Origin of the sequence: Rhodomicrobium sp. (genome assembly GCF_047605405.1) — a bacterium.
GTDB lineage: Bacteria > Pseudomonadota > Alphaproteobacteria > Rhizobiales > Rhodomicrobiaceae > Rhodomicrobium > Rhodomicrobium lacus.
Genome location: NZ_JASGFR010000006.1, coordinates 112,182 through 136,316 on the forward strand (window position 1 = coordinate 112,182; position 24,135 = coordinate 136,316).

General features: G+C 62.7%; 24 protein-coding genes and 1 tRNA gene. 8 read left to right on the forward strand and 17 right to left on the reverse strand.

The genetic code is table 11. The features are described 5' to 3' along the window. Positions 1 to 20: 20 nt before the first annotated feature. From trpB to aroA, 8 genes are all read right to left on the reverse strand, one after another. Positions 21 to 1,253, reverse strand: coding sequence for a tryptophan synthase subunit beta (trpB, locus tag QM659_RS04235; RefSeq protein ID WP_415187489.1), 1,233 nt, complete (start codon positions 1,251 to 1,253; stop codon positions 21 to 23). Next, positions 1,240 to 1,932, reverse strand: coding sequence for a phosphoribosylanthranilate isomerase (locus tag QM659_RS04240; RefSeq protein ID WP_415187490.1), 693 nt, complete (start codon positions 1,930 to 1,932; stop codon positions 1,240 to 1,242). Before QM659_RS04240 ends, trpB begins: the two co-directional genes overlap by 14 nt. Positions 1,933 to 2,094: 162 nt before the next feature. Then, positions 2,095 to 2,460: a LapA family protein gene (locus QM659_RS04245; protein ID WP_303486636.1), complete on the reverse strand. Its 366-nt coding sequence runs from the start codon at positions 2,458 to 2,460 to the stop codon at positions 2,095 to 2,097. Between the two features lie 36 nt (positions 2,461 to 2,496). Continuing rightward, positions 2,497 to 2,829 carry an integration host factor subunit beta gene (gene ihfB / locus QM659_RS04250; RefSeq protein WP_127075932.1) on the reverse strand — a complete coding sequence of 111 codons (333 nt, stop codon included), beginning with the start codon at positions 2,827 to 2,829 and terminating at the stop codon, positions 2,497 to 2,499. A gap of 4 nt (positions 2,830 to 2,833) precedes the next feature. Further along, positions 2,834 to 3,817 (reverse strand): signal peptide peptidase SppA, encoded by a 984-nt coding sequence (gene sppA / locus QM659_RS04255; RefSeq protein WP_415187491.1) that lies wholly within the window; start codon positions 3,815 to 3,817, stop codon positions 2,834 to 2,836. A gap of 78 nt (positions 3,818 to 3,895) precedes the next feature. Then, on the reverse strand, positions 3,896 to 5,626 hold the full coding sequence (rpsA, locus tag QM659_RS04260; RefSeq protein WP_127075930.1) for a 30S ribosomal protein S1: 1,731 nt from the start codon (positions 5,624 to 5,626) through the stop codon (positions 3,896 to 3,898). Between the two features lie 191 nt (positions 5,627 to 5,817). Next, positions 5,818 to 6,447: a (d)CMP kinase gene (locus QM659_RS04265; RefSeq protein ID WP_303486642.1), complete on the reverse strand. Its 630-nt coding sequence runs from the start codon at positions 6,445 to 6,447 to the stop codon at positions 5,818 to 5,820. Beyond that, on the reverse strand, positions 6,444 to 7,823 hold the full coding sequence (gene aroA / locus QM659_RS04270; RefSeq protein ID WP_415187492.1) for a 3-phosphoshikimate 1-carboxyvinyltransferase: 1,380 nt from the start codon (positions 7,821 to 7,823) through the stop codon (positions 6,444 to 6,446). Before aroA ends, QM659_RS04265 begins: the two co-directional genes overlap by 4 nt. Positions 7,824 to 8,031: 208 nt before the next feature. Between aroA and QM659_RS04275 the strand changes: the two genes are divergently transcribed. From QM659_RS04275 to QM659_RS04290, 4 genes are all read left to right on the forward strand, one after another. Beyond that, positions 8,032 to 8,424: a TIGR02300 family protein gene (locus QM659_RS04275; protein ID WP_127075927.1), complete on the forward strand. Its 393-nt coding sequence runs from the start codon at positions 8,032 to 8,034 to the stop codon at positions 8,422 to 8,424. A gap of 321 nt (positions 8,425 to 8,745) precedes the next feature. Further along, positions 8,746 to 8,821, forward strand: a tRNA-Ala gene (locus QM659_RS04280). A gap of 181 nt (positions 8,822 to 9,002) precedes the next feature. Further along, entirely contained in the window at positions 9,003 to 9,245 is a 243-nt protein-coding gene (locus tag QM659_RS04285) for a DUF1150 family protein (protein ID WP_013418597.1), read from the forward strand. A gap of 131 nt (positions 9,246 to 9,376) precedes the next feature. Further along, entirely contained in the window at positions 9,377 to 10,288 is a 912-nt protein-coding gene (locus tag QM659_RS04290; RefSeq protein ID WP_415187493.1) for a protein-L-isoaspartate O-methyltransferase family protein, read from the forward strand. A 44-nt stretch (positions 10,289 to 10,332) separates the two neighbouring features. Here QM659_RS04290 and QM659_RS04295 read toward each other — a convergent pair whose 3' ends face one another. The 3 genes from QM659_RS04295 to QM659_RS04305 are packed head-to-tail and all read right to left on the reverse strand — an operon-like array spanning position 10,333 to position 14,456. Beyond that, complete coding sequence (locus QM659_RS04295; protein WP_303486651.1) at positions 10,333 to 10,545, reverse strand: SlyX family protein; 213 nt, start codon at positions 10,543 to 10,545, stop codon at positions 10,333 to 10,335. A gap of 5 nt (positions 10,546 to 10,550) precedes the next feature. Beyond that, positions 10,551 to 13,022: a hypothetical protein gene (locus tag QM659_RS04300; protein WP_415187494.1), complete on the reverse strand. Its 2,472-nt coding sequence runs from the start codon at positions 13,020 to 13,022 to the stop codon at positions 10,551 to 10,553. A gap of 51 nt (positions 13,023 to 13,073) precedes the next feature. Then, positions 13,074 to 14,456, reverse strand: a complete 1,383-nt coding sequence (locus QM659_RS04305) for a TAXI family TRAP transporter solute-binding subunit (RefSeq protein ID WP_415187495.1) — start codon at positions 14,454 to 14,456, stop codon at positions 13,074 to 13,076. Between the two features lie 11 nt (positions 14,457 to 14,467). On the opposite strand from QM659_RS04305, the gene QM659_RS04310 reads away from it, so the two are divergent. Beyond that, positions 14,468 to 15,229 carry a metallophosphoesterase family protein gene (locus QM659_RS04310; protein ID WP_415187496.1) on the forward strand — a complete coding sequence of 254 codons (762 nt, stop codon included), beginning with the start codon at positions 14,468 to 14,470 and terminating at the stop codon, positions 15,227 to 15,229. Positions 15,230 to 15,377: 148 nt separating this feature from the next. Here QM659_RS04310 and QM659_RS04315 read toward each other — a convergent pair whose 3' ends face one another. The 3 genes from QM659_RS04315 to cysQ form a co-directional block, all read right to left on the reverse strand. After that, positions 15,378 to 16,937, reverse strand: coding sequence for a hypothetical protein (locus tag QM659_RS04315; RefSeq protein WP_415187497.1), 1,560 nt, complete (start codon positions 16,935 to 16,937; stop codon positions 15,378 to 15,380). A 146-nt stretch (positions 16,938 to 17,083) separates the two neighbouring features. Continuing rightward, positions 17,084 to 17,971, reverse strand: coding sequence for a DUF1134 domain-containing protein (locus QM659_RS04320; RefSeq protein WP_415187498.1), 888 nt, complete (start codon positions 17,969 to 17,971; stop codon positions 17,084 to 17,086). A gap of 288 nt (positions 17,972 to 18,259) precedes the next feature. Continuing rightward, the gene (gene cysQ / locus QM659_RS04325) at positions 18,260 to 19,102 is read right to left on the reverse strand and encodes a 3'(2'),5'-bisphosphate nucleotidase CysQ (protein WP_415187499.1); all 843 of its coding nucleotides are present in this window, start codon (positions 19,100 to 19,102) and stop codon (positions 18,260 to 18,262) included. A gap of 200 nt (positions 19,103 to 19,302) precedes the next feature. Between cysQ and QM659_RS04330 the strand changes: the two genes are divergently transcribed. After that, entirely contained in the window at positions 19,303 to 19,956 is a 654-nt protein-coding gene (locus QM659_RS04330) for a histidine phosphotransferase family protein (RefSeq protein ID WP_164729821.1), read from the forward strand. A 273-nt stretch (positions 19,957 to 20,229) separates the two neighbouring features. Here QM659_RS04330 and ctrA read toward each other — a convergent pair whose 3' ends face one another. Continuing rightward, on the reverse strand, positions 20,230 to 20,925 hold the full coding sequence (ctrA, locus tag QM659_RS04335) for a response regulator transcription factor CtrA (protein ID WP_127075918.1): 696 nt from the start codon (positions 20,923 to 20,925) through the stop codon (positions 20,230 to 20,232). A gap of 467 nt (positions 20,926 to 21,392) precedes the next feature. Between ctrA and QM659_RS04340 the strand changes: the two genes are divergently transcribed. After that, entirely contained in the window at positions 21,393 to 21,797 is a 405-nt protein-coding gene (locus QM659_RS04340; protein ID WP_245433914.1) for a flagellar export protein FliJ, read from the forward strand. 80 nt (positions 21,798 to 21,877) lie between these two features. On the opposite strand, the gene QM659_RS04345 is transcribed toward QM659_RS04340, so the two are convergent. Both QM659_RS04345 and QM659_RS04350 read right to left on the reverse strand, forming a co-directional pair. Further along, positions 21,878 to 22,147, reverse strand: coding sequence for a DUF1674 domain-containing protein (locus QM659_RS04345; RefSeq protein ID WP_415187500.1), 270 nt, complete (start codon positions 22,145 to 22,147; stop codon positions 21,878 to 21,880). Between the two features lie 31 nt (positions 22,148 to 22,178). Then, positions 22,179 to 23,399 carry a polyhydroxyalkanoate depolymerase gene (locus tag QM659_RS04350; protein WP_415187501.1) on the reverse strand — a complete coding sequence of 407 codons (1,221 nt, stop codon included), beginning with the start codon at positions 23,397 to 23,399 and terminating at the stop codon, positions 22,179 to 22,181. 84 nt (positions 23,400 to 23,483) lie between these two features. Here QM659_RS04350 and QM659_RS04355 point away from each other — a divergent pair. After that, a partial coding sequence (locus tag QM659_RS04355) for a glutathione S-transferase family protein (RefSeq protein ID WP_127075916.1) occupies positions 23,484 to 24,135 on the forward strand: 652 nt, incomplete at its 3' end.

A 24,135-nucleotide genomic window follows, 5' to 3' on the forward strand; every position in this document is an offset into this window, starting at 1 on the left:
CTTAAAAGCGCGAATGTGCGCTAGATATCCATGCCGAGGTGAGCGGCGACGGCGAAGATGTCCTTGTCGCCCCGCCCGCTCATGTTCATAACGAGGAGATTGTCCGGCGGCAAGGTGGGGGCAAGTTTTGTCACATAGGCGAGCGCGTGCGAGGGCTCCAGCGCCGGGATAATGCCTTCGATCCGCGTGCAAAGCTGGAAAGCGTCCAGCGCTTCGCGGTCCGTCGCCGCAACATAGGTCACGCGGCCGGTGTCGCGCAGCCAGCTATGCTCCGGCCCGATTCCCGGATAGTCGAGGCCCGCCGAGATCGAATGTCCTTCGAGAATCTGGCCGTCGCTGTCCTGAAGCAGGTAGGTGCGGTTGCCGTGGAGCACGCCCGGAGTGCCGCCGTTGAGCGAGGCGCAATGTCCGTTCGGCACATCGAGGCCCTTGCCCGCCGCCTCCACGCCGAACATCTTCACGCTCGGGTCGTCGAGGAAGGGGTGGAAGATGCCCATCGCGTTCGAGCCGCCACCGATCGCCGCAACGAGCGTGTCCGGCAGTCGGCCTTCCGCCGCAAGCATCTGCTCGCGGGTTTCCTTCCCGATCACGGCCTGGAAATCGCGCACCATGGCGGGATAGGGATGCGGACCCGCGACCGTGCCGATGATGTAGAACGTGTCCTCCACGTTCGACACCCAATCGCGCAACGCCTCGTTCATGGCATCCTTGAGCGTACCCGTGCCCGAGATGACGGGGCGCACTTCCGCGCCGAGAAGCCGCATGCGGAACACGTTCGGCTTCTGCCGCTCGATGTCCGTCGCGCCCATGTAGATCACACAAGGCAGGCCGAAGCGCGCGGCGACCGTGGCGGTTGCAACGCCGTGCTGGCCGGCGCCGGTCTCGGCGATGATGCGCTTCTTGCCCATGCGCTTCGCCAGCAGGATCTGCCCGAGGCAGTTGTTTACCTTGTGCGAACCGGTGTGGTTGAGTTCCTCGCGCTTGAAATAGACCTTCGCGCCGCCGAGATGCTGCGTGAGCCGTTCCGCGAAGTAGAGCGGGCTGGGGCGTCCGGCGTAGTGGGCGTTGAGGTCCGCGAGTTCCGCATGGAACGACGGATCGGCCTTCGCCGCCTCATATGCGGTCTCGAGTTCGAGGATGAGCGGCATCAGCGTCTCGGCAACGAATCGGCCGCCGTAAAGCCCGAAATGGCCCCTGTCATCCGGGCCGGTGCGATAACTGTTCAGATGCAGCGGCGTTTCAGCGGGGTTCATGTCGATCCTCTTCCGCCGCTGGCGCGGCGACTTGTTCCAGATGTTTGGCGGCGCGGACGAAGCGGGCGACAAGGTCCGGGTCCTTCACGCCCGGCGCGCGCTCGACGCCCGATGAAACGTCGACGCTCCGCGCACCGCTCGTGGCGATGGCAAAGCGCACATTATCAGGGTCAAGGCCGCCGGAAAGCATAAAATCGGGTCTGGGTTGTGCCGTGGCGAGCCACGTCCAATCGAAGGAGACGCCGTTGCCGCCGGGAAGCGCGTCGCCTGCGCGAGGTGGCGGCGCATCGAACAGCACGATGTCGGCGGTGGGCTCGAAGATCCGCGCCGATTCGATATCGGCCGGGCTTCCGACCTTAACCGCCTTGATGACGCGCGCGCCGACGCGACGGCGGATATCGGCCACGCGCTCAACGCTTTCGTGCCCGTGAAGCTGCAAAAAGTCAGGTGCGACACGCTCCCTGATCGCTTCGAGAAGCGCGTCGTCGGCATCGACCGTCAGCGCAACGATGGCGCTGCGCCCGCGTGCGACCTCAGCGAGACTCGCGGCCCGGTCGAGCGAAACATGGCGCGGGCTCCTGGGGAAAAACACGAGGCCCACATAATCAGCGCCTGCGCCGATCGCTGCCTCAAGCGTGTCTTCGGTCGAAAGTCCGCAGATTTTGACGGAGACGGTCATGCTTTCAATACTGCCGTGAAAGACCGGAGCCGGCCTCAGCTCCCCGGACCACGGGACAAACAAAAATAGAGCCGACAGCTCCGAGCACGTCCTGGTCTGCCCCTGGACGCGGCTCCCTCGTTTTCACCACATCCGACATGAGTGTCTTCTGGCGAAGACGGCCTAGCGGATGGAGCGAAGCGCGCGCTGTTGGGGCTGCTGCACTGCGCCGGGCTTCGGAAGCGCCTGCTCAAGACCGCGCTTGAGCTTCTCAGCCTCCTGCTTCCAGATCGCCGCCTCCTTGTGCGTCTCGCGGGCCGCCTTTCGCCAGTGGCCCTGGCCTAGCCATGCCGCGATCCATCCCCCGATGGCTCCGAGGAACGCCGCGCCGAAGAGGAAGACGTAGAACGGCAAGCTCACCTTGAATGCAATGTCGCGATCGATGAACGGATCGACGATGAAGGACACATCATGCCTGTTCGCAACGGCAAAGGCGGCGATAATCGCGCCGATGATCAGAAGAAGAACGAAGATGAGGAAACGTTTCATGGATGCATCGGCCGAAGCGGCCGCCTGTCGCCAGAGTTAGGATGCCTTCGCTGCCTTCTTGCGGCCTTTCGGCTTCTCGGCAGGAGCCTCGGGCGGATTAAGCCTGATTCGCAGCTCCTTGCCTGTCTTGAAATACGGAACGAACTTTTCGGGCACGGAGACCTGATCTCCGGTCCTCGGATTGCGGCCGACCCTAGCGGGGCGGTGCTTGACGGAAAATGCGCCAAAGCCGCGCAGCTCGACACGGTCGCCGCGTGTAAGAGCGCCGGTAATTTCCTCGAAAATCACGTTCACGATCTTCTCCACATCCCGGTGCATGAGATGAGGATTTGTCGCGGCAAGTTTCTCTATCAGCTCGGACTTAATCATACATTTATCTCACATTGCTGAGCTGAGGGTGCCAAATGGAAAATAAGCCGTCAAGCGGACGGTCCTTCAGGATGTCGAGCCCTTCGAGCACCGCCGCGTCCACAACGGACGCGACGCCGAGCTTCAGCGCGAGGCTCGACATCGACGCCGACAGCAGCGACGAAACCGATTGGCCGGGTTTCCAGTCGCGCACTTTCAGGCCGGACGGCACTTTACGGGCATCCGTGAACCATTTGATGGCAACCTGCTCATCGCCGATCGCGTCGACAAGTCCCACCTGGGCCGCCTGCCTGCCGGTATAAATGCGGCCGGTCTTGATGTCCTCCAGAGAGGCGACTGCGGCTTTGCGCCGCTCCGCGACGAGCCCGACGAACCAGCCCTGACTGTCCTTCACGAGTTGTTCGGTCAGCGCCCGCGCCGCATCGTCGACGGGTGCGAAAGGTGACGGCTTCGCCTTGAGTGCGCCGCTCCTCACCTCGTCCACCTTCACGCCGACCTTGCCGAGAAGTTCCGAAACGTCGGCCCACTGAAAGATCACGCCGACAGAGCCGGTGATCGTATTGCCGCGCGCGACGATATAATCCGTGGCGATGCCGCCGAGATAGGCAGCCGATGTCGCCATCGTGCCGAACACGGCCGCCACGGGCTTCGCGTTCGCGAGTTCGCGCAAATCCTCGTAGAGAGCTTCGCCGCCGGTCGTGGTGCCGCCGGGGCTGTCCACCGCGACGATGACCGCTTTGACGGAATTATCCTTGCGGAGTTTTTCCAGCAACTCGTGCCGGGACTTCGAATCGCCGATGAAGCCCGAAATCGAGACGCGGGCGATGTGGTCGCGCGGGATCCCGAAAGAGGCGCCATCGCCGCCTCCCGACCGCGCGCCCGCAAAGGCGAGCGCAGCGACGAACGCAACGATGGCAAGCACGCGCCATACGGTCAGGCGGCGCTTCAGACGGCGACGGTCGATGAGAATGTCTGAATCCAGTGTCATGCATTCACCTTCGAACGAGGCCCGCGCAATGATTTGCACGGGCCGTGCCGCTCAAGCGCGCCTTCGCGCAATAACGGCTTACTCCTTGTCCTTGGTCTGCGCCTTGAGCGCAGCGCCAAGAATGTCGCCGAGCGAGGCGCCCGAGTCGGTGGAACCGAACTGGGCGACAGCTTCCTTTTCTTCGGCGATTTCGAGCGCCTTGATGGAAAGACCGATCTTGCGCCCGCTCTTGTCCACCTGCGTGACGACCGCGTCGACCATGTCGCCCGCGGAGAAACGCTCCGGACGCTGCTCGCTGCGATCGCGGGACAGGTCGGCGCGGCGGATAAAGGCCGTGACGTCCGTGCCCGAAATCTTCACGTCGATCCCGGCATCCTTCACCTCGATGACTTCGCAGGTGACGGTGCTGCCCTTCTTGAGCGTGGAGGAGGCGGACTGGAACGGATCGGTCGCAAGCTGCTTGATGCCGAGGCTGATGCGTTCCTTCTCCGGGTCGGTCTCAAGCACGACAGCGCGAACGGTGTCGCCCTTGTTGTATTCCTTGATCGCTTCCTCGCCCGAACGCGACCAGTCGAGATCCGAAAGGTGCACCATGCCGTCGATGCCGCCTTCGAGACCCACGAACAGACCGAACTCTGTGATGTTGCGAACCTGACCCTCGACCTCGGAACCCTTCGGATGCGTATCCGCGAACGTGTTCCAGGGGTTTTCCTGCGTCTGCTTCAGGCCGAGCGAGATACGGCGCTTGGAAGCATCCACTTCGAGCACCTGAACTTCCACTTCCTGGCTCGTGGAGACGATCTTGCCGGGGTGGACGTTCTTCTTGACCCAGCTCATTTCGGAGACGTGGATCAGCCCCTCGACGCCGGGCTCCAGCTCCACGAACGCGCCATAGTCGGCGATGTTCGTGACGGTGCCCGTAAACTTGCCGCCGATCGGATACTTGGCTTCGATGCCCGACCACGGGTCGGCGCCGAGCTGCTTCATGCCGAGGCTGATGCGCTGCGTCTCGGGGTTGATGCGGACGATCTGCACCTTCACCGTGTCGCCGACATTCAGGATCTCGGTCGGATGGTTGACGCGCTTCCACGCCATGTCTGTGACGTGCAGCAGGCCGTCGATGCCGCCGAGGTCGATGAACGCACCGTAATCGGTGATGTTCTTGACGACGCCATCGACCACCTGGCCCTCTTCGAGCTTGGCGACGATCTCGCTGCGCTGCTCGGCGCGCGTCTCTTCCAGAACGGAGCGGCGCGACACGACGATATTGCCGCGGCGGCGATCCATCTTGAGGATCTGGAAGGGCTGCGGCACGTTCATGAGCGGCGTCACGTCCTTGATCGGACGAATGTCGACCTGAGAGCCGGGAAGGAAGGCCACCGCGCCGTCGAGGTCGACGGTGAAGCCGCCCTTCACGCGGTTGAAGATCACGCCTTCGACCTTTTCGCCGGCGTTGAATTTCTGTTCGAGCTTCGTCCAGCTATCCTCGCGGCGAGCCTTCTCGCGCGAAAGAACCGCTTCGCCCATCGCGTTTTCGATGCGCTCGACGTAGACTTCGACCTCGTCGCCGACATGAATGGTCGGATTGGCGACGGAAGAACCAAATTCCTTGAGCGGCACGCGGCCTTCGGTCTTGAGGCCGACGTCGATAACCGCCAAATCCTTTTCGATCGCGACGATCTTGCCCTTCACCACCGCGCCTTCGCTCGGCGCGGAGCCGGAAAGCGATTCATCGAGAAGAGCGGCGAAGTCGTCGACGGTCGGATTGTACTCCTTGGCCTTTGGCTCTATTGTTTGGGTTGCAGTCATTAAAACTCCGATATGGCCTTGAGGCCTGGGGTATGCGTTAGAGGTTGAAGACAGGCGGCCTCAGGGGGCGCGGTTTTCCCAAAAGCCGTCATTCATGCGAATTCTGATTTGCCGTCCGCCGGTCGACCTTTCGGATCGATTTCGGAGACACGAACGGATCACGCCGAACCCGTTGGCGGGCTTAGCATGATTTATCCGCGACGCGCCACTTTATCAATAAGGTGAAGAGCGGCAGCAACGGCTTTTTCTATATCCAACTCGGTCGTATCGAGCAAGAGCGCGTCCTCGGCGGGCTTCAGCGGCGAAACGGGCCGCTCGCTGTCGCGCTTGTCGCGAGCCTTGATCTCCGCGAGCACAACCTCTTCGGTGATTTCCACGCCATAGCCCACAAGTTCGCGGTGACGCCGGGCTGCGCGGCTTTCCGCCGACGCCGTCACGAAAATCTTCGCATCGGCTTCGGGGCAGACTACGGTGCCGATGTCGCGGCCCTCGACCACGGCGCCACCGGGCTGGCCCGCGAACGCCCGCTGGAATTCGAGAAGCGCCGCGCGCACATCTGGTATCGCCGCCACGACGCTCGCCGCCTCGCCGTTGCCCTTGAGACGCAGGTTCGGGTCGCCGAGCGTCGTCGGATCGAGCCGCTTCGCAGCGAATGACGCCGCGCGCACGTCTTCGAGCGAATGCCCGGCCGCCATCACGTCGCGCGCAACGGCGCGATAGAGCGAGCCCGTATCGAGATGCGGCAGCCCGTAGTTTTGCGCCACACGGCGCGCAAGCGTACTTTTTCCGGCCGCCGCCGTTCCGTCTATTGCGATGATCATTCGCGGTCTTTCCCGCGCGCCTCGTCCGAAGCCTGCCCCGGCTCGTCGAGCGTCGCGCCCACCTGTTGCATCAGAGTGCGAAATTCCGGGAAGCTCGTCGCGATCATCGACGCGTCGTCGACAGTCACCGGCTCCTCGGCTGCAAGGCCCAGCACCAGGAACGACATGGCGATCCTGTGGTCCATGTGGGTCTTGATGGTAGCGCCGCCCCGCACCTCGGGCAAGCCCAGCACGGTGAGCGTGTCGCCGCGCGCATGCGCCGCCGCCCCGCAGGCGACGAGCCCGTCGACCATGGCCGCCAGCCGGTCGCTTTCCTTCACGCGGAGCTCGGCGAGGCCCTCCATCACCGTCTCGCCCTGGGCAACGGTCGCCAGCGCCGCAAGCATCGGATATTCGTCGATCATCGACGGCGCGCGCGCAGCCGGCACCATCACGCCGCGAAGTTCGCTCGTCCGGGCGCGGATGTCGGCGACGGGTTCGCCGCCCACCTCGCGCTCGTTCTCGAAGACGATGTCCGCTCCCATCTCGGCGAGCGTCTCGTAGAAGCCCGTGCGCGTGGGATTTACGAGAACGTTCTTAACGAGGATGTCGGATTCAGGCGTGATGAGCGCCGCGGCAACGAGGAACGCCGCAGAACTCGGATCGCCCGGCACCGCGACAGGCTGCCCCTTCAGCGTGCGCCGCCCTTCGAGCGCGATGCGCAGGCCGCCCTCGAACGGCTCGACCGAAAGTTCCGCCCCGAAGTAGCGCAGCATTTTCTCGGTATGATCGCGCGATTTCTCGCTCTCGATGATGCTCGTCTCGCCGCTGGCGAACAGACCCGCGAGCAGCACGGCCGACTTCACCTGCGCGGACGGCACCGGGAGGCGGTAGCTGATCGGCACGAGATCGCCGGTCCCGACGAGTGTCAACGGCAGCGTGTTGCGGCCGTCTTCCTCTATGGCAAGGCCCATGCTTTGCAAGGGCGCGAGCACGCGACCCATCGGACGCTTTTGCAGGCTCGCGTCGCCGGTGAAGCGCGCGGCGATCGGATGGCCCGCCACAACGCCCATCATGAGACGTGCGCCGGTGCCGGAATTACCGAAGTCGAGGTCGCCTGAAGGCGCGGCAAGGCCGCCGAGACTGCGACCCGTGACGGTCCATACGCCATCGGCGTCGCGTTCGACGCCCGCGCCCAGCGCTTCGAGCGCGCGCGCCGTACACAGGATATCTTCGGCTTCGAGAAGCCCCGTGATCCGGGTGCGCCCCTCGGCCAGCGCGCCAAGGATAAGAGCGCGATGCGAAATGGATTTATCGCCCGGGACAGCAACCGCCCCTTGCAATCGTCCCGACTTTCGCGACATTAGCGGCCTTGCGTCGGCTGCGTGGGTGGACATCGGCGGAAGGCCCCCGTCTTTCTGTAGAAAACAAACGCAGCCGTCATAGACCCATGTCGACGAAAACTGTCAATCGGCTTGGGGCGAATGCGGCACAATTTCTGCGCGCTTCGCGCTTTGCCTTTGACAGCCGGCGGCGATGCTGACTATCCGAAACACAATGCGGCGCGGCGCGCCATGGAAGAACACTCAAGAAAGCTCAAGACCCATGTCCCTGAAAGCTGAGCGCGGCACCAAGCGGGTTTGCCAATCCTGCGGTTCCAAATTCTACGATCTCAACCGCGATCCCATCGTCTGTCCGGCCTGCCAGGCTGTCTATCAGGACGGCGGCGTACCTTCGCGGCTCCCGGCGGGCAACAACCTCGATGCCGATGACGACGCGGTGCTGGATGCGGGCCGCGGCGGGCTCGAATTCGTGCCGCTCGACGAGGTGGCGCGCGAGGAGGAATTGCCCGATATCGAGGGCGGCGATCTCGCCGACGTCGCCGACGACGATGCCGATATCGACACGGGCGCCGACGACGAAGCGTTCCTTGAGGCCGAAGACGAGAACGAAACCGACGTGCCCTTCGTCGGCGGCGGCAAGGATGACGACGTCTGAAGGAAATGACTCGTGAGAGAGCGAGGCGACGACCTCGCCCTCGGTCTTCAACGAAAACTTCAGCGAGCGCGGGGTGGCGGCGACGCCATCCCGCGTTTTGTTTGGCGGAACAGACCCTTCCCAAGGGACTGCGCCCGAGGAAAAACCTGCCTCGCCAGGTGCCCGCCGCGAAATTGGCGCGCGCTCTGGAAAACTTCATCGAAGAACGCTTGAAAGCGCTGTTTTTGCTTGCGGTGCAGGCGCCAACGCTTTAAGTAGCTCCGACGCAACGGCGGCGCGCGATGCCGCCCACCGCATTCCCCCAGAATGCGGAAGTCATATGGGGCCATAGCTCAGCTGGGAGAGCGCTTGAATGGCATTCAAGAGGTCGGCGGTTCGATCCCGCCTGGCTCCACCAAAAATCTAGGGTTGTGTGTTATTCTTCCTGACGCGGTCGCTTTTCTTGAAAGCGCGCGTGTCGAGCATATATGCCGCTTTAACACGTCACGTCCCACCTCGGACGGGTTCTCTATCGTCTCGCCAAGCGGGCGGAGGGCAGACAGGCCGAAGTGTGCAGTTGGCACGAGGAGGTGCTTATCGTGGAAGAACCCCTGAAAGATTTCGAGCTCGAAGCCTGGGGCGAAGGCGAATTCGCTTACATCAAGCAACTCAAGGCCAAGGAAGTTGCGGAGCTTTTCCCGCAATTGGGCGGACTGCCGGAAGGCATCGACCTTTATGCCGTCGTGTCTGCCGATGGGACGCCCATGGTGCTGACCGACAGCCGTTCCGCTGCGCTGGAAAATGTTGAAGAGAGCGACCTTGAGCTTGTGACGCTTCACTGACCCGCCTTGTGGGCCCACTTGCGGTCCGAACATGCGCTGTGGACAGATTGCGGCCGCCTTGGGGCGGCCGTTTTTGATCCATCCGTTGGTTTCGTCAATTTGCGACCGTGCCCCACCTCGGAGGGACGCCGATGGAAGATGTCCGCGCGGCCAAGCTTCGTGCATTTTTCGCGCTTTACGTAACGAAATGCGCGAGCGCGAGCGATGCCCGAATCGAGGCGGCATTCGCCTCCGTTCCTCGCGAGCCGTTCGCCGGCCCGGGGCCGTGGCATATTCTCGTCAGCTCACCGTGGCGGGCTGTCTCGTTTCCGCCCAGCTACGTGGAAACCCCCGACGACGACCCCTCCTTTCTTTATCAGAACGTACTGATCGCCCTCGACGCCAAGCGCGGCCTCAACATTGGCGAACCGAGCCTACACGCGCGCTGTCTCGATGCACTCGCGCTTCAGCCTGACGAAACGGTGCTTCAGATTGGTGCGGGCAGCGGGTATTACACCGCCATTCTGGCTCGCCTCGTCGGTCCCGCGGGGCGCGTCATCGGCTTCGAGATCGATCCCGATCTTGCCGCGCGTGCGACGGCCAATCTTAAGCCCTGGCCGCAGGCATCGATCGAGGCGAGGTCCGGCGCGACCGACGGACTGCCGAAAGCCGATGCGATTTACGTCAATGCCGGGATCACGCAGCCCTGCGCGACGTGGCTTGAGGCGCTGCGCCCCAACGGCCGCCTTCTGTTTCCTCTTCAGCCGGAGGGCGGATTTGGCGGCATGCTGATGGTCCAAAAGCCGTCGGAAGGCGGGTCAGTCTGGCCGGCTCGTTTTGTTTCCCGCGCCGTGTTCGTGGCGTGTCAGGCGAGGCAGGATCAGGAAAACAGCCAAGGCTTGGCCAAGGCATTCCTTCGGGGAGATTTCGCGGCTGTGAAATCGCTGCGTTTCGACGAGACGCCCGACGATACCTGCTGGTTCAATGGCGGCGATTGGTGGCTGTCCACACAAGCGCCGGGTCCGGGCATGAACTCTGCCCAGTCCGTGACGCCACTCGCCTGAAATCCGGCGAACGTGCGCTCGCCCTCCCCTCCTCGGCGGGCAACTCAGTAATGCGGCGGCCTCGTGATGGGCGGGGCTCCGAGCGTCTGCTCTTCCACCGCCTGAAACCGCTCGGTCAGGCGCTCCAGCTTCCCCTTGAGCGAATCGATGAGCCGCCATTGGCGCGCCATCTGATCGGACATCTCGTCGAGCGCGCGGGCCTGATGCGCGACGGTTTCCTCAAGCGCCGTCAGACGCGCGTCCCTGTCGCCGGTCATGCGTTTTACTCGTTCAGGAAGTGTTTGAGGTTCTCGATCCTGACCTTAGCGGTCTGCACCGCGCCGCCGTCCATGGCCTTGCGATACCAGTCGAAAGCTCTGGCTGCGTCGGGTTCCGCGTTCTTCTTTTCGATGCGCGCGAAATAGATCGGATCGTATGAACGTCCCATGGCGAGCGCCGCCTCCGGGTCGCCCGAGGTCACAGCCTTCTGGTAGAACTGCCGGGCCTGAAGGATGTCGCCTTCGCGCATGCGCTTGTTGCCCTCGCGGATAAGATCCTCGATCTCCGTAACAGAGGTTGCGCTTCGGGATATGGAGCGCTCCGGCTCGGGCTGCGGCTGAGGTGCGAGCGCCGCCTGCCTGATCGGCGCCGGGGCCGCGACCGCAACCGGCTTCTCCGGCTCGGAGACGGGCTCTGGCGCGGCCTGAGCGGAGAGAGCGGACGCAGCGGGCTGAGCAGGGGCAGCGACGGGAGCGCGGCGCGGTGCCGGCTGGGCCGAAACGGTTTGCGTGCTGAACGAGGGCGCCTTCGGCGCCTCGGGAGCCGCCGTGATCTCGGACATGGCCATGCTGCTTACCGTAGCCGCGAAGCGGTCGGCTTCCTGCGCGGCAGCGATCTTCGGCGCTCCGATGCGGACGGCGAATTCCTGGCGGTCGGACAGCGGCGTGCGTGCCTTTGCATCCACGAGTTCGACGGCAAGCGCGACGGTTTCCGGGGCGTTCTGCGGCAGATTGATGGTGAGACCGTTCAGGCGGTTCGGCGGCAACAGCCAGTTTCCACCCCCCGCGTCCACCCCTGCGTTGAGGCGCGCTCCGGAAGGCAGGCCGGTTATGCTGACGAGCGCCGGCTCGCGCAATCGTTCGGGCCTCACCGATATGGAGAGCGGCGACGGTTGCCCCGGTGTCACGGACGCGTCCGCGGCCGCTATGCGGGCCGGCTCCGCCGGTGCGCGCGTTTCCACGGCGCCTCCAGGCTGCTGGTCTTCGGTGTCGAATCGGATCCGGGGTCCATATCCCGGTTCGGGCGCGTCGGGCGCGCGCGCTGCTGTGGCGGTCTTTGCGAGTTGCGGTCCGTAGGCATTGATAACGAAAACCGCGAGCGATGCCGCGATGGCGATGCCGCCGACGAGACCGATAGCGGCCGCGCCGAGAACCCTGCTGCTGCTTTGTGCGGCGGCTGGCGGGGGCGGTGCGACGACACCGGCGGGAACGGGATATGACGGCGTACCGTGATAGAGCGAGCCCTGCGGGGGTGCCCATTGCGGAGCAACGGAAGGTTCAGGGTCTGGACGATAGGCTCTGGGTTCCGGCTTGTAGGCATCCGCGGCGGGGCGCGACGGCTTCGACGCCGCGCTGAATACCGTTTCAGCGGCCGGTCGAGATGCCTGTTTTTTCGCTCCATAATCGAAATAGCTGAGGATGACATCCTGCGGAGAAAGCGACCCCTCGGCTCCGGCTGTGGAAGACGCCTCTTCCGGCTTGCCTTCCGGCGCGGTCGCGCGGCCCGTGCCGGTGAAGCCGAAAGCCGGGCCGCCGGATTGGGCGAACGGCGCCGTCCCGCCATAGATGCTTTCGAGCGCTGACTGCACAGCGTCGGCGAGTTCGTCATGCTTCTCGGCGATTTCGAGATGGGTGCTCGGAAGGTCCGAGGCGGCCAAAGCGGCCGAAGCAAGCCCGATTTCGGAGAGCGACTGATATTCCTGCGCCGACTCGTCGGTCGCATGGTCCGTCGCGCTCGCGTGTGCCTCGATGTTCTCTGGCTCGTCAACCTTGGCCACGCGGCCTTCGAGGTCGTCCGTATGAACACCCCATCCCGCGAAAAAGGCCTCTTCGTGTTCGGGGAGGGCCGGTTCGGCTGCCGCCCGCTCGGCGAACCTGGGTGCGGGAGCGTCAGGTTCGACCGAAATTCCCGCCTGTTCGAGCCCCGTAACCACGCTGTCGGCGAAGTCGTCGATTCCGTCCCAGTCGGCAAGATCCGGCGGAAACTCGCCCGACCCTTCTTCCGTCTGAATTTGTGTCGAAGCTTCTGCGGTTTCGTTGACCGACCGATCGAGCGGCTGGGGCTCGATAGCAGCCTCAGCAGGTTCGTCGCGCTCTTTCAACGCGTCGTCCTTGGCGATCGCTTCGGCGACGGCAGCAAACGAATCGGGCGCCTCGGCTGCGGGCGCTGCTTCTTCTGCGGCCTTCGCCTCATCCGTCGAGGCGTCTGAAGGCGACGGAGCCTCAGCCTCTCCCTGCCCCTCGGCCGGGATCTCCAACGCATCGCCGAGCAGCGCGAAAACAGGCGGAGTGTCAACCGGCTTGATCGCCAACTCGGCCTCGTCTTCAGAGGCTGCGATGTCTGCGTCTTCGACCGTCTCGTTCGCCGACGGCACGCCCAACGCCTCAGTCACCGTCTCGTCATTCGTCTCGACGAGGGGCTCAAGCGTCTCGTGAGCCGTCTCGTTGCGCTCTTCGAGCTTGCCTGTTTCCGGCATGATCTGCTCCTGTCGGGATATCCCGCCTAAAAGTCCCGTTCGGGCCGCTCATCATTGCTGGCGCGGTGGCGTGGGTTGCGTGCCCTGTTGCTGATACCACCGAACAAACTGATTAAATAGCTCTTCTTCGTCCGCTCCACTGCCGCGCTGGCTCTCCACAAACTTCTGCAGCATCGTCTTCAACTGAGCCGCTGCTTGCGGAGAGGTCACCGTCTGCGCCTTCGCCGCCGCATTGGCGACAAGCCACCGTTCGGCTGGCTGGAAGCGCGTCCAGCCCTTGAGCGGCGCACGAATGTTGACCTCGCGCCACTTGGGATTGAACGTACCCCCCTTCAGCGTCTCGAAGTTCGTAAGGAACTTCTCGGCGAAGCGGGAAACATTGCGGAAGCGTTCCGACTGCGGATGCCAGTTGTGAACGAACAACACCGTCGAAACGCCGATTGTCGCTACGCTTTCGTTCGGCGCCACAAGTTCCGGATAGTCGTCCTTCGTAATAATGGCAGGAAGATAGCTTTGCTGCAGGTTCGACGAGTATTCCACATCAAGGAAATGAACGCGATCACGGTGGCTGATCCGGTCGAAGGCGCGCGATGGCTTGCCGCTGACCGACACCAGCGCGTCGATTTCGCCCTTCTTCAACTTCTCGATTGCATCTTCATGCTCAAGATAGAGCACATCGGGACGAATGCCCGCCGCTTCAAACACCGCCTCGGCGGTAATCGCGCTGCCGCTTTCGCGGGGGCCGAAGCTGACCCGGCGCTCGTTCAAGTCCTGAAGGCAGGTGAATTGCATACGCGCGAGAACGTGAAACTCCTCGGAATGGAGCTTTGCCACGTAGAGCATGCGCGTCTGGACATTCGGCTGCCTTCCCGTCTTCAGGAAGTACGACAGCACGTCCGACTGGACGATGGCGGCATCGATCGCGCGAAGCGAGAGCAAATCGCTGATATTCTGTACAGAACTTTTCCCGGCAATCGGAATGATGCGCAGATCGGCGTCGCTGTCGAGGAGGCGCGCAAGGTCGCTTGCCATCCTGATCCCCGTGCTCTCCACATCGCCTGTCACGATGCCGACTGCGCCAGCCGAGCCCGATTTCTGAGGTTGGGGCGCGGCGGCAGCCTGCGGAGGGGGAGTATTAGGGCGCGCCGGAGCCTGCGCCAGAACGGTGCCGCTCTCAAAAAACAAGATGAGAAGGCTTGTCGCTAGAAGCCTGAGCACCATCCCTGATCCTCTTGTACGTGATGATCGCCCATCAAAACCTGACGGCCTTGAAGGACAACCTGAACGGGAACAACTATGATCTGCCAGCGGCATGAAAATCGACCGCTCCACCTTCATGATGACTGAGTGAGAAAAGCGGCGAAACTGTGCCATAATGCTGGCGGTTTGCCCTGCCTGGGCGCAGGAGTATCGCGCTTTGGCGCGGTATTGCAAGGAGACTTCGCTTGCGATTAACAGATAGCGGCAGGTTTGCCGCGAGCGTGCCCGACGGGCTGCGCGTTTATGCCGTTGGGGATATTCACGGCCGCCTCGACCTCCTCGAAATCATGCTCGATCTCGTCGATGCCGACCAGCGCGAGCGCGGCATGCTGCCCGCTTTGATCGTGTTTCTCGGCGATTATGTGGATCGCGGCCCGTCTTCAAAAGAGGTCGTGGACGCGATGCTCGGCGATCTGGGTGCGGATCTTTCGCCCGTTTTCGTCAAGGGCAATCACGAGGCCCTGCTGATGTCCTTTCTGTACGATGCCACGCCGGACAATTTCTGGCTCAAGAACGGAGGCGATGCAGCGCTCCTTTCCTATGGCATCGATCCCGATCTGGTGAAATTTGCGACTCTCGGCACACCGACCGGCCTTCAGGAAGCCTCCCTCCGCTTTCGCGAGGCGCTGCCGGCGAGCCACCTTCGCTTCTATCGCAACCTGAAGCCATGCTTTCGGGTTGGCGGGTATTTCTTCGTGCACGGAGGCGTGCGCCCCGGGGTGCCGCTCGACATGCAGCGCGAGGAAGACATGCTCTGGATTCGAGATCCGTTTCTCACCTCGGACGCGGATTTCGGCGCCGTTGTCGTGCACGGGCACACGCCGGCTCGCGAGCCGCAGCTTTTGCCGAACCGCATAGGAGTGGACACCTACGCGTTCAAGTCCAACAGACTTACGGCCGTCGGCCTTGAAGGAACGGAGCGCTGGATCCTGTCCACAGCGAGTTGAGCCTCGGCGAAAGAGTGCGCATCGCTCCGCGCGCATGTCCGCCTCGGATTTGAGCCTAAAGGCGCGTTCCGCTCCCCATCTTGCCGTGCGTCCTGTCGGAAAACCGCTTCCCATTTTGCGGGAGGTTCCGGAGCGGCAGTTCGCCACCCTAATCCTTCGCTTCGGCCGGTTCTTCCGAAGCCGCTCGCATGCGTTCCACCAGAGTCCTGCCGCCTGGCTTGTCCGAAGACCGGAAATGAGGGCCGACGAACTCGATATCCTCCGTTTCCGGGGGGTCGGAGTCCTCGCGCCTCGTCGCGCGAACGACGCCATTGACAGCGGTGACCGCTGCAAGCGTCAGCGCCGCGTCGTCGAACTCGATCCCCGATAGACCCTTGCTGTGCTTTCGCTCTTCCGCATTTCCAGAAGTGGCATCCGAACCTTGACCGCCGGTGGGTGGCTGCGCGGACGCCTCCGCTTTTTCGTGTTCGCTGGAAATCTCCGGGCGGTCGGCATGCATGACCGCCTCGCCTTTCGGCCCGTCCGCCACGGTCACTTCCCTGACGAGCGACGGGCGCGGGGCCGTTTCGACGGCCTGGGGGGACGCCGAAGCTTCGCCGGGAGCGTCCCGCTCATCGTGTCCGGACGGCGAGACCGTCTGAGGCAGTCCCGAGCCATTCAGAGCGGGATGATCCAAACCATTCGCAACGGGGTGGGCCGCAGCGCTTTCGTCGGCCTCCGACCCAACCGGGGCAGCCGGCGTCTTCGCAGGGGGCGCAGCGATGGAGGCAACAGACGGCGCCACACCGTTCGACGCCTCGCCGTTGAGCCGCAACCGCGCCGTGAGCGAGGCGGGCTGTCCCTGCGGTAATGGCTTCGGCCTGGCGTGAGCGCCATGACGGCGCGGTTCCGACATGATGGCAGCGCGCCGGACCTGCAACTCAGGTTGCGTCGCCTGCGGAGCGGGGCGCGGTTGCGCGGAAATCATGATCAGCTCGGCGAGCTTCTGCAATTCGCCCTTGATGACACCGACCTGCTGAGCGTCGCGGTCCTGAAGCTGAGAAAGCTGCTGGCGAAGCTTCGAGAGTTCGAGATTGAGGCGGTCGTATTCCGCCTTGTAGTCTTCGAGCGTCCATTGAGAGGCTCGCCGGAGCCTGCGCCCGCCCTTGTCGGCGCCGCTGCTCCGTTCGAGCACCTCGCGCAGGCGGCTCAACTCCTCCTGATAGGAGGCGGCCTCGCGTTTCGCGGCGTCGAGTTCCTCCTCGCGGCGCACGAGCCGGTTGGTCACATCCTGAAGCTCGTAACCGCGCTCCTGCAACTCGATCTTGGCGCGCGTGATTTCTCCATCCAGCTCGGGGAACCGCTTCGTGATCTGCTGTTCGAGAACCGCCGCCGCGTTCCGGCGTTCGGAAAGCTGGAGATCTATTTCGGCGATGCGATCCTTGAGTCCCGCGATCTCCATCTGCAACCGGCTATTGTCAACGAGCTGGTTCGCGGCCTTCTGCTTCGCGCTGGCGAGCGCGGTTTCGAGGCGGCGCATGCGGACGGCATAGGACGCGCGCAACTGATCCTGCGCGGCTTCGATCTCCGAAAGGGTGAGCGGAAGCGAGCTTTCGAGCTTCTTGCGCGACAGGCGCGCCGCACGGGACCAAAGCGACGGCGCAAGCAAAACCCCGATCAGACTCGCGATAAGAAATCCCAGCGCGATCAGCATGACTGCCTGGATCATGAAACTGGGCTCCCCTCCTTGCAGCCTGCAACGGCGCGAGGCGACGAACGAGGCGCTGCTCGCTACCTTGCCCCCTACCCGCCGTTATCCCGCGCGGAATACTGCAAAAACCTCAAGACCGGGCGTCGTTCCTCCAGATCACGAGGCTAGAACGGGTTCCAGGTCGGCGATGGCGTATATTTGAGATAACCGACATTGGCCCCCAAACGCAACCCCACGCCGGCGCGAATGGGCGCGAGAATGACATCGTCGTGTTGCTGAAACGTTATGCCGACACCGCCGACGAGATAGGCCGAGCCGTCCACGCCGGCGAAGCGCTCGAAGATTTGCGCTGGATATGTAAGGTTGTAGACAAGGGTTAGCGTTTTCGAGCCCGCCGCGCCGAAGTCGTAGCCGATGGACGGACCCTGCCAGTAGACTTTCTGGGTCGGGTACATTTTTGTGTGAAGCGTGCCTTCCCCGTAACGAAGGCCGGCAACGATCGCCCCGCCTGCGTCCTCTCCGAGGATATAGCCGGTTGGCCGGCCATAACGCTGGAACGCATGCTCGACGACTTTCGCCAGTCCTTCCGAGACGCCGCCGAAGAAGCGATGTCCGGCGTCAAGGATTTCGCCCGATGAATAGGTGGCGCGCTCGCTAGGCGGCGGGCCGCCGGGACCGTCAACCCGCTCGCCCCATTGAGCGGTCGGCTGCTGTGGCGGCGCGCTGTAAGGCTGGCCATAGCCCGGATTGTCGTTCGATGGAGGGACATAGGAATTCTGGGCCGTGTAGGCGCTGCCCTGAGCAGGAGCCGCCGAGCCGCCGCCCTGCCCCCCATACGCGCCGCCCTGCTGGATCGATGCGTTGGGCTGCGCTTGTGTCGCCGTTGTCTGCTGCTGGGACTGCGGCGGACGCAGCGAGCGGGGCGGTTCGCCCTGATATTGTTGCGGCGGAAGGTAGTCTTGAGCCTCGGCGCGGATCGCATGAGCGACCGCAAGCCCGAGAAGGGCCACGGTAGCGTAAGCGAGAAGGGAAATCCTGCGGTGGCGCGTCATGATGAAATCCGGTTGCATCGCCTGCGAACCCGCTGGCGGTCTCTATCGGCAGCGCTCACCCGCAGAGCCGGAGCGTCACAAAGCCCGGCGCAACCGAAGGAAAGCGCGAAAGGCAGAATCGCCCTTACGCAGCACATCTTCGCTGGTGTCGCGTTTTTGAGGCCGAATTTTGGCTCCGGGCGCCGGATCGGTCCGCGTCCGAAGGAATTTGCGGATAAGGCGAAGGCGAGAAGCTCCGACGTATCCGGCACCGCGCCGTTTCGGAACGTCGAACGCTTCGGCGTGGGCCTATGCCCCCTGAAGCATCGCCTCGGCTTCGTCGCGTCGCCGCCAGACGACAAAAGAGGGATTGGCAAAATTCCGGTCGATCTTGCCATAATCGAGCGATTCGCCGGTTTCGGTCAGGACGCATCCGCCAGCCGCGTTCACAAGAGCATGGCCTGCCGCGATGTCCCATTCGGATGTCGGCGCGAAGCGGGGGTAGACGTCGGCATCTCCGCGCGCGACGACCCCGAACTTGAGCGAAGAGCCCATGCGCAGGCAACGCGGGTCGCCGATGCGCCGGAGAAAACTTTCCGTCGCGGGCGTTTGATTCGAACGGCTGACGATGGCCGTAAAGCCGCGCGAGTGCACCCGCTCGCCGGAGATCGGCTGGAATTCGTAAGCGGGGCGCGGCTCGGGATTATGGTCGGGCACGAGCTTCAAGCGCACCGCGCTGTCAGTCCCGAGCGTCACGTAGCAATCCGAAAAGGCCGGAGCGTAGACGAGGCCGAAAACGGGCGCGCGGTTCTCTACCAGTGCGATATTGACCGTGAACTCGCCGTTGGCGCGAATGAATTCTTTCGTACCGTCAACCGGATCGATGAGAAAGAAGCGATCTGCGATCTTCGGTGCAGCGCCGCACGAGAGCGCTTCTTCCGCGACCACCGGAATATCCCCGGCCAGCCTCGAAAGAGCCTTGAGGATTATATGTTCGCAGGCGACATCGGCGTCCGTGACGGGAGAGCGGTCGGCCTTGTAGCGAACCTCGGGACTCGCCTTATAGATGTCCATGATGACGGCGCCCGCCCGCTGTGCAAGAGGGAGCGCCCATAGTCCGAGTTCACGTATGTCGGACGCGTCGAAGCTCACGGTGTATCTTTCGTGATGAAGGGGAAGCAAGAGACTCGCCCCGCGTTATCGTAACTTTGTGCCGTATGGCGCATTTTTTTAGTATGAGAGGTTGAAGGACAAGGCCAAATCATGGTGCCTGTACGGCAGCGCCATGGCGGCTCTTGCCACAAGTGCGAGTGCGAATGCAACCTGCGTGCTTTCCGCTGGAGGAATGAATCGTGACCGACTCGAGACTCGAAGACACCGCCCTTGCCGCGCTGATATCGAGCAAGATATGCCACGACCTCGCAGGCCAGATCGGCGCGATCAACAACGGGCTCGAACTCCTCGAAGAGGAAAACGACGAGGATACGCGTTTCTACGCCCTGGAGTTGATCCAGAACAGCGCGAAGGCGGCATGGGCTCAGCTCGATTTCAATCGCCTCGCGTTCGGCGTCTCGTCGAGCCTCGGCGCGTTGGTGCCTGTCGCGCATATCGAACAGGTCGCGAGACGCTATCTCGAAAACGGCAAGCGCCGCCTCCATTGGCAGGCGAACGTTCCCGAGATCGAGAAGGAACATGCGCGGCTGCTGATGGCGTTGCTCGGCGTTTCGATCAACGCGCTGCCGGCCGGCGGCGACTATTATGTGGGCCTATCGGCGTCCAAGACGAAGGCCGGGCGCAGCCGCTTCAAGCTGATCATCCTGTGCCGGGGCCGCGCGGCGCGCGTGCCGGAAGGTGTCGCCGAGATATTCGCGGGAGACACCACGCGCACCATCGACAATCGCCTCGTCATCGCCTATTACGCCACGCGGCTCGCGACGGAAGCTTCGCTCAAGCTTTCAGCGCTGAAGGAAGGCGAGGATATTCTTTTCACGCTCGAACCACGCTAAGAGCGATTTGATGGAATCAAAGTGCGCGCTCGATCTTTGCCGCGCGTCTTATCGGAGAGCCGCTTCGAGCTTCCACTTCTTGGCTATTCAAACTCAGGCTTCCGTCGCCGCACGATGAGGCGCGACAGGCTCTTCAGGCGTTTGCGGTGGGTCGCCAAGGTGCGCGCCAAGCTTCCCGCACGCCGACAAATTCAACGCGACGCGATCAAATTTACGTCAAGGGATTCACGCGGGGGGTTGCGGGTCCCCCCAGCGAGATGAACGTCGCGGGAGCTACGCGGCGGCCTGCTCTTCCTTCGGGTCGCGAAGCACATAGCCGCGGCCCCATACGGTTTCGATGTAGTGCTGGCCCGTGTTCGCCGTCGCGAGCTTCTTGCGAAGCTTGCAGATGAAGACGTCGATGATCTTCAGCTCTGGCTCGTCGATGCCGCCATAGAGGTGATTGAGGAACATCTCTTTCGTGAGCGTCGTCCCCTTGCGGAGCGACAGAAGCTCAAGCATCTGATATTCCTTGCTCGTAAGGTGCACGCGAGCGCCATCGACTTCAACCGTCTTCGTGTCGAGATTCACGATGAGGCTTCCGGTCTGGATGACAGACTGTGCGTGGCCCTTCGAACGGCGCACGATGGCATGAATGCGCGCGACGAGTTCGTCCTTGTGGAACGGCTTCGTCAGATAGTCGTCGGCGCCGAATCCGAGGCCGCGAACCTTGTCGTCCACACCGCCCGAACCCGAGAGGATCAGGATCGGCGTCTTGATCTTGCTGACGCGCAGCGCGCGCAAGACCTCGTAGCCGCTGATATCGGGCAGACCCAGATCAAGTAAAATTATATCATAATCGTAGATTTTTCCGAGGTCGACGCCTTCCTCTCCAAGATCTGTTTGGAAGACGTTGAAACCCTCGGACAGCAGCATGAGCTCAATGCTCTGAGCCGTTGCGCTGTCGTCTTCGATGAGAAGCACCCGCATAAGGAATCCCTCGCTAGCAACACGTGTATACCGCAATGACGCGAGACTCAAGGTCTTTTCCGCGCCGTGAAGCTTAACTTCAGAACCGACATTAACGCATGAAAGGTTAAGAAAACTTAAGCTTACTACGCAGACGAGTGTCCCACGCATCATTTCGCGCGCAGGCTTAAGGATATGACCGAGATCGTGAATAAATCGGAAACTTGCCGGCAGAAACGCTGCCTGAGGTTGTGCCCTCGCCTCGTCGCAAATAAAAGTGCCCCCAACGACGAATCGACGACACCCATAATGTGACGCAATTCGCCACGTGATCCAACCGCCAATTCCTTTAGGAATTACTAAGCCGAACGCTGTTGCAAACAGGCGACGTTTCACGCTTGGTTAATGGTTTTGCGGGAAACTGGCCTGGAACTGGAAGTTAAAGCCCATCGAGTGAAGCGTAACCGGAGTCGGGGCCTCGTACGAGTATGATGGAAACAGTTAATTCCAATCAAATCCAGCGGTTCGAGTACGAGGAGAAGCGACAGCAGGTCAGCGACCTGGAGTTGATGATCGCGGACTTCGCACGCATGGCGAACGATCTTGAGCAGCAGATCAAGATCGAGCAACAGACGTCTGGGATTTCAGACGTGAATCACTTCGCCTACCCAACTTTCGCGCGTGCAGCCATGACGCGGCGCGACAATCTCCGGTCTTCCATCGCCGAGCTTGAAAAACGCCTCGACCGCGCGCGGCAGGAGGCGCTCGACGCGTTCGAGCAGTTGAAGCTGTCGGAAGCGGCGGGCGATCTTGAAGCCCAGCGGCAGGTAAAGCCCAGCACGCGACGCAAGCCGCTGAAGCATCTGGGAAGCCACGCCAGCAGCAGCCGCTAGGCGTCATCGGCCCGTCGGACGAACAGGGCCGAGCAGATATTTCGAAAAGCGGTTCGCCAGCGCGACGAGCTTGGCATCGCTCAGAAGTCTGACGCGATCCCCTTCTTTTCCCAGTCGCCGAAGCGCGTCGGTTCGAGGCCGCCCTTGCGCGAGCCGATCTCTCGCGGCAACTGCACTTCGCCCGCCGCCAGTCTGCGCGCCTCCGCTTCGGCCAGCGCACGTTTCGCCGCCTCTTTGCGGCGCCGTTCGATTTCGGCCTCGTCGGGCTCGATCTTGTCTGTGTTTTCAGCTGTCATGAGGGAAGAATGCGCAACCTGGCGCGCGACCGCAAGCCCTTCCGGCTCGTTCATGCGCCGACCATCGAACAGAGCGCCCACATCCTCAATCCATCGCGAGGATTGTGTTTCTGACTTGCGGGTAGACCTGGCTTTCCCAGCGTCGCCCGCTGAAGACACCGTAATGACCTACGCCCGCCTGGAGATGATGGCGCTTCATGTGCGGGCGCAGGCCGGTACAGAGATCGTGCGCGGCGGCAGTCTGGCCGATGGCACAGATGTCGTCGCGCTCGCCTTCCACGGTAAGAAGCATCGTCCGCCGAATGGCGCGAGGGTCGACTTTTTCGCCGCGCCACGTGAGTTCGCCCTTCGCGAGGCGCGCTTCCTGAAACACCCAGGCCACCGTTTCGAGGTAGAACTCGGCCGTAAGATCGAGCACGGCGAAATATTCATCGTAGAACGTCTTGATCGACTGCGCCTTCTCGATTTCGCCTTCCGCGAGATGCTTGAACAGATCGAGATGTGCTTTCCGGTGCCGCTCCATGTTCATCGACATGAACGCGGTGAGTTGCACGAAGCCCGGATAGACGCGCCGCCCCGCTCCCGGGTGCGGGAGAGGCACGCGCGAAATGAGCTTGCTTTCGAACCAGGAGATCGGCTTTTCCGTTGCGAGTTCGTTCACTTTGGTGGGATTGATGCGGGTGTCGATGGGCCCCGCCATCAGCGTCATGCTGCGCGGCTTCGCCGGATCGCCCGATTGCGCCATGATCGCCACGGCGGCGAGCACCTGCACGCAAGGCTGGCACACGGCGACCACGTGCCCGCCGGGGCCGATGACGCGCAACCACTGGATCAGGTGGTCTATGTAGTCCTCGAAGCCGAACCGTCCCGCCGACAAGGGTATGTCGCGTGCATTGTGCCAGTCCGTGATGCACACATCGTGATCCTGAAGCAGCGTCTCGACCGTGTTCCTGAGGAGCGTCGCGAAATGCCCTGACAGCGGCGCGACCACAAGCACGCGCGGCTGGGCAACGTCGATATCCTTCCTGAAGCGCAGCAGCGTGCCGAACGGCGTTTTGGCCAGCGGCTCCTCGGTCACGGCCACGTCGCGGTTGTCGACGCGGACGCTCTTGATGCCGTAAGGCGGCCGCGTGTGGGTGAGCGTGGAGCGCGAGATCAATTCGCACGCCGCCGCATAGTGCCGGATTGTCCCGCCATTGCCGTTCAACTGTGCGGCGAAAGGAGCAATCGCGTTGAGCCCGAACCGCGCAAAACTGCGCGCGGGAGCCGTCGCATTCGTGTAGAATTGATAGGCCTGATACAGCATTTCTGACCTGGCGCAGGAATTACGGGCAACACAGACGCCCAAATGGCGATGCAAGGTTCGAACCACAAGCAAGGGTTATGGTCCATGGCGGAGGCGCAGCTTACAATTAGCAACAAGAACTACTCCTCCTGGTCGCTCCGGGGCTGGCTCCTCTGCAAGCTCGCCGGTCTCGATTTCGAGGAAGTGGCCGTGCCGATCGATGATCCATCGATGAGGGCCGAACTTCTGCTGCTTTCGCCGTCTTTTCTCGTGCCGTGCCTGTCGCATGACGGCGCCAAGATCTGGGACACGCTTTCCATTGCGGAATATCTCGCGGAGCTTAAGCCGAACTCGCCAATTCTTCCCAAGGATGTGAAGAAGCGCGCGCATTGCCGCTCCGTCGCGGGCGAGATGCATTCCGGCTTCTACAATCTGCGCTCGGCGCTGCCGATGAACCTCAAGGCGCATTATCCCGGCTTCAAGGTGTTCCACGGCGCGCAGGCCGACATCGACCGCGTCGTCGCGATCTGGCGCGAATGCCTCGCGGCCTATGGCGGCCCGTATCTGTTCGGGGAGCTTTCGCTTGCGGATGCGATGTATGCGCCGGTCGCAACGCGCTTCCTGACCTATGACGTCAAGCTCGATTCCGTGTCGGCGGATTACTGCCGCTCGATCATGGTCTGGCCCGCGATGGAGGAATGGGTTGCCGCGGCGAAGGCGGAGCCGGAAGACTTCGAGGAACTCGACGTCGAGTTTT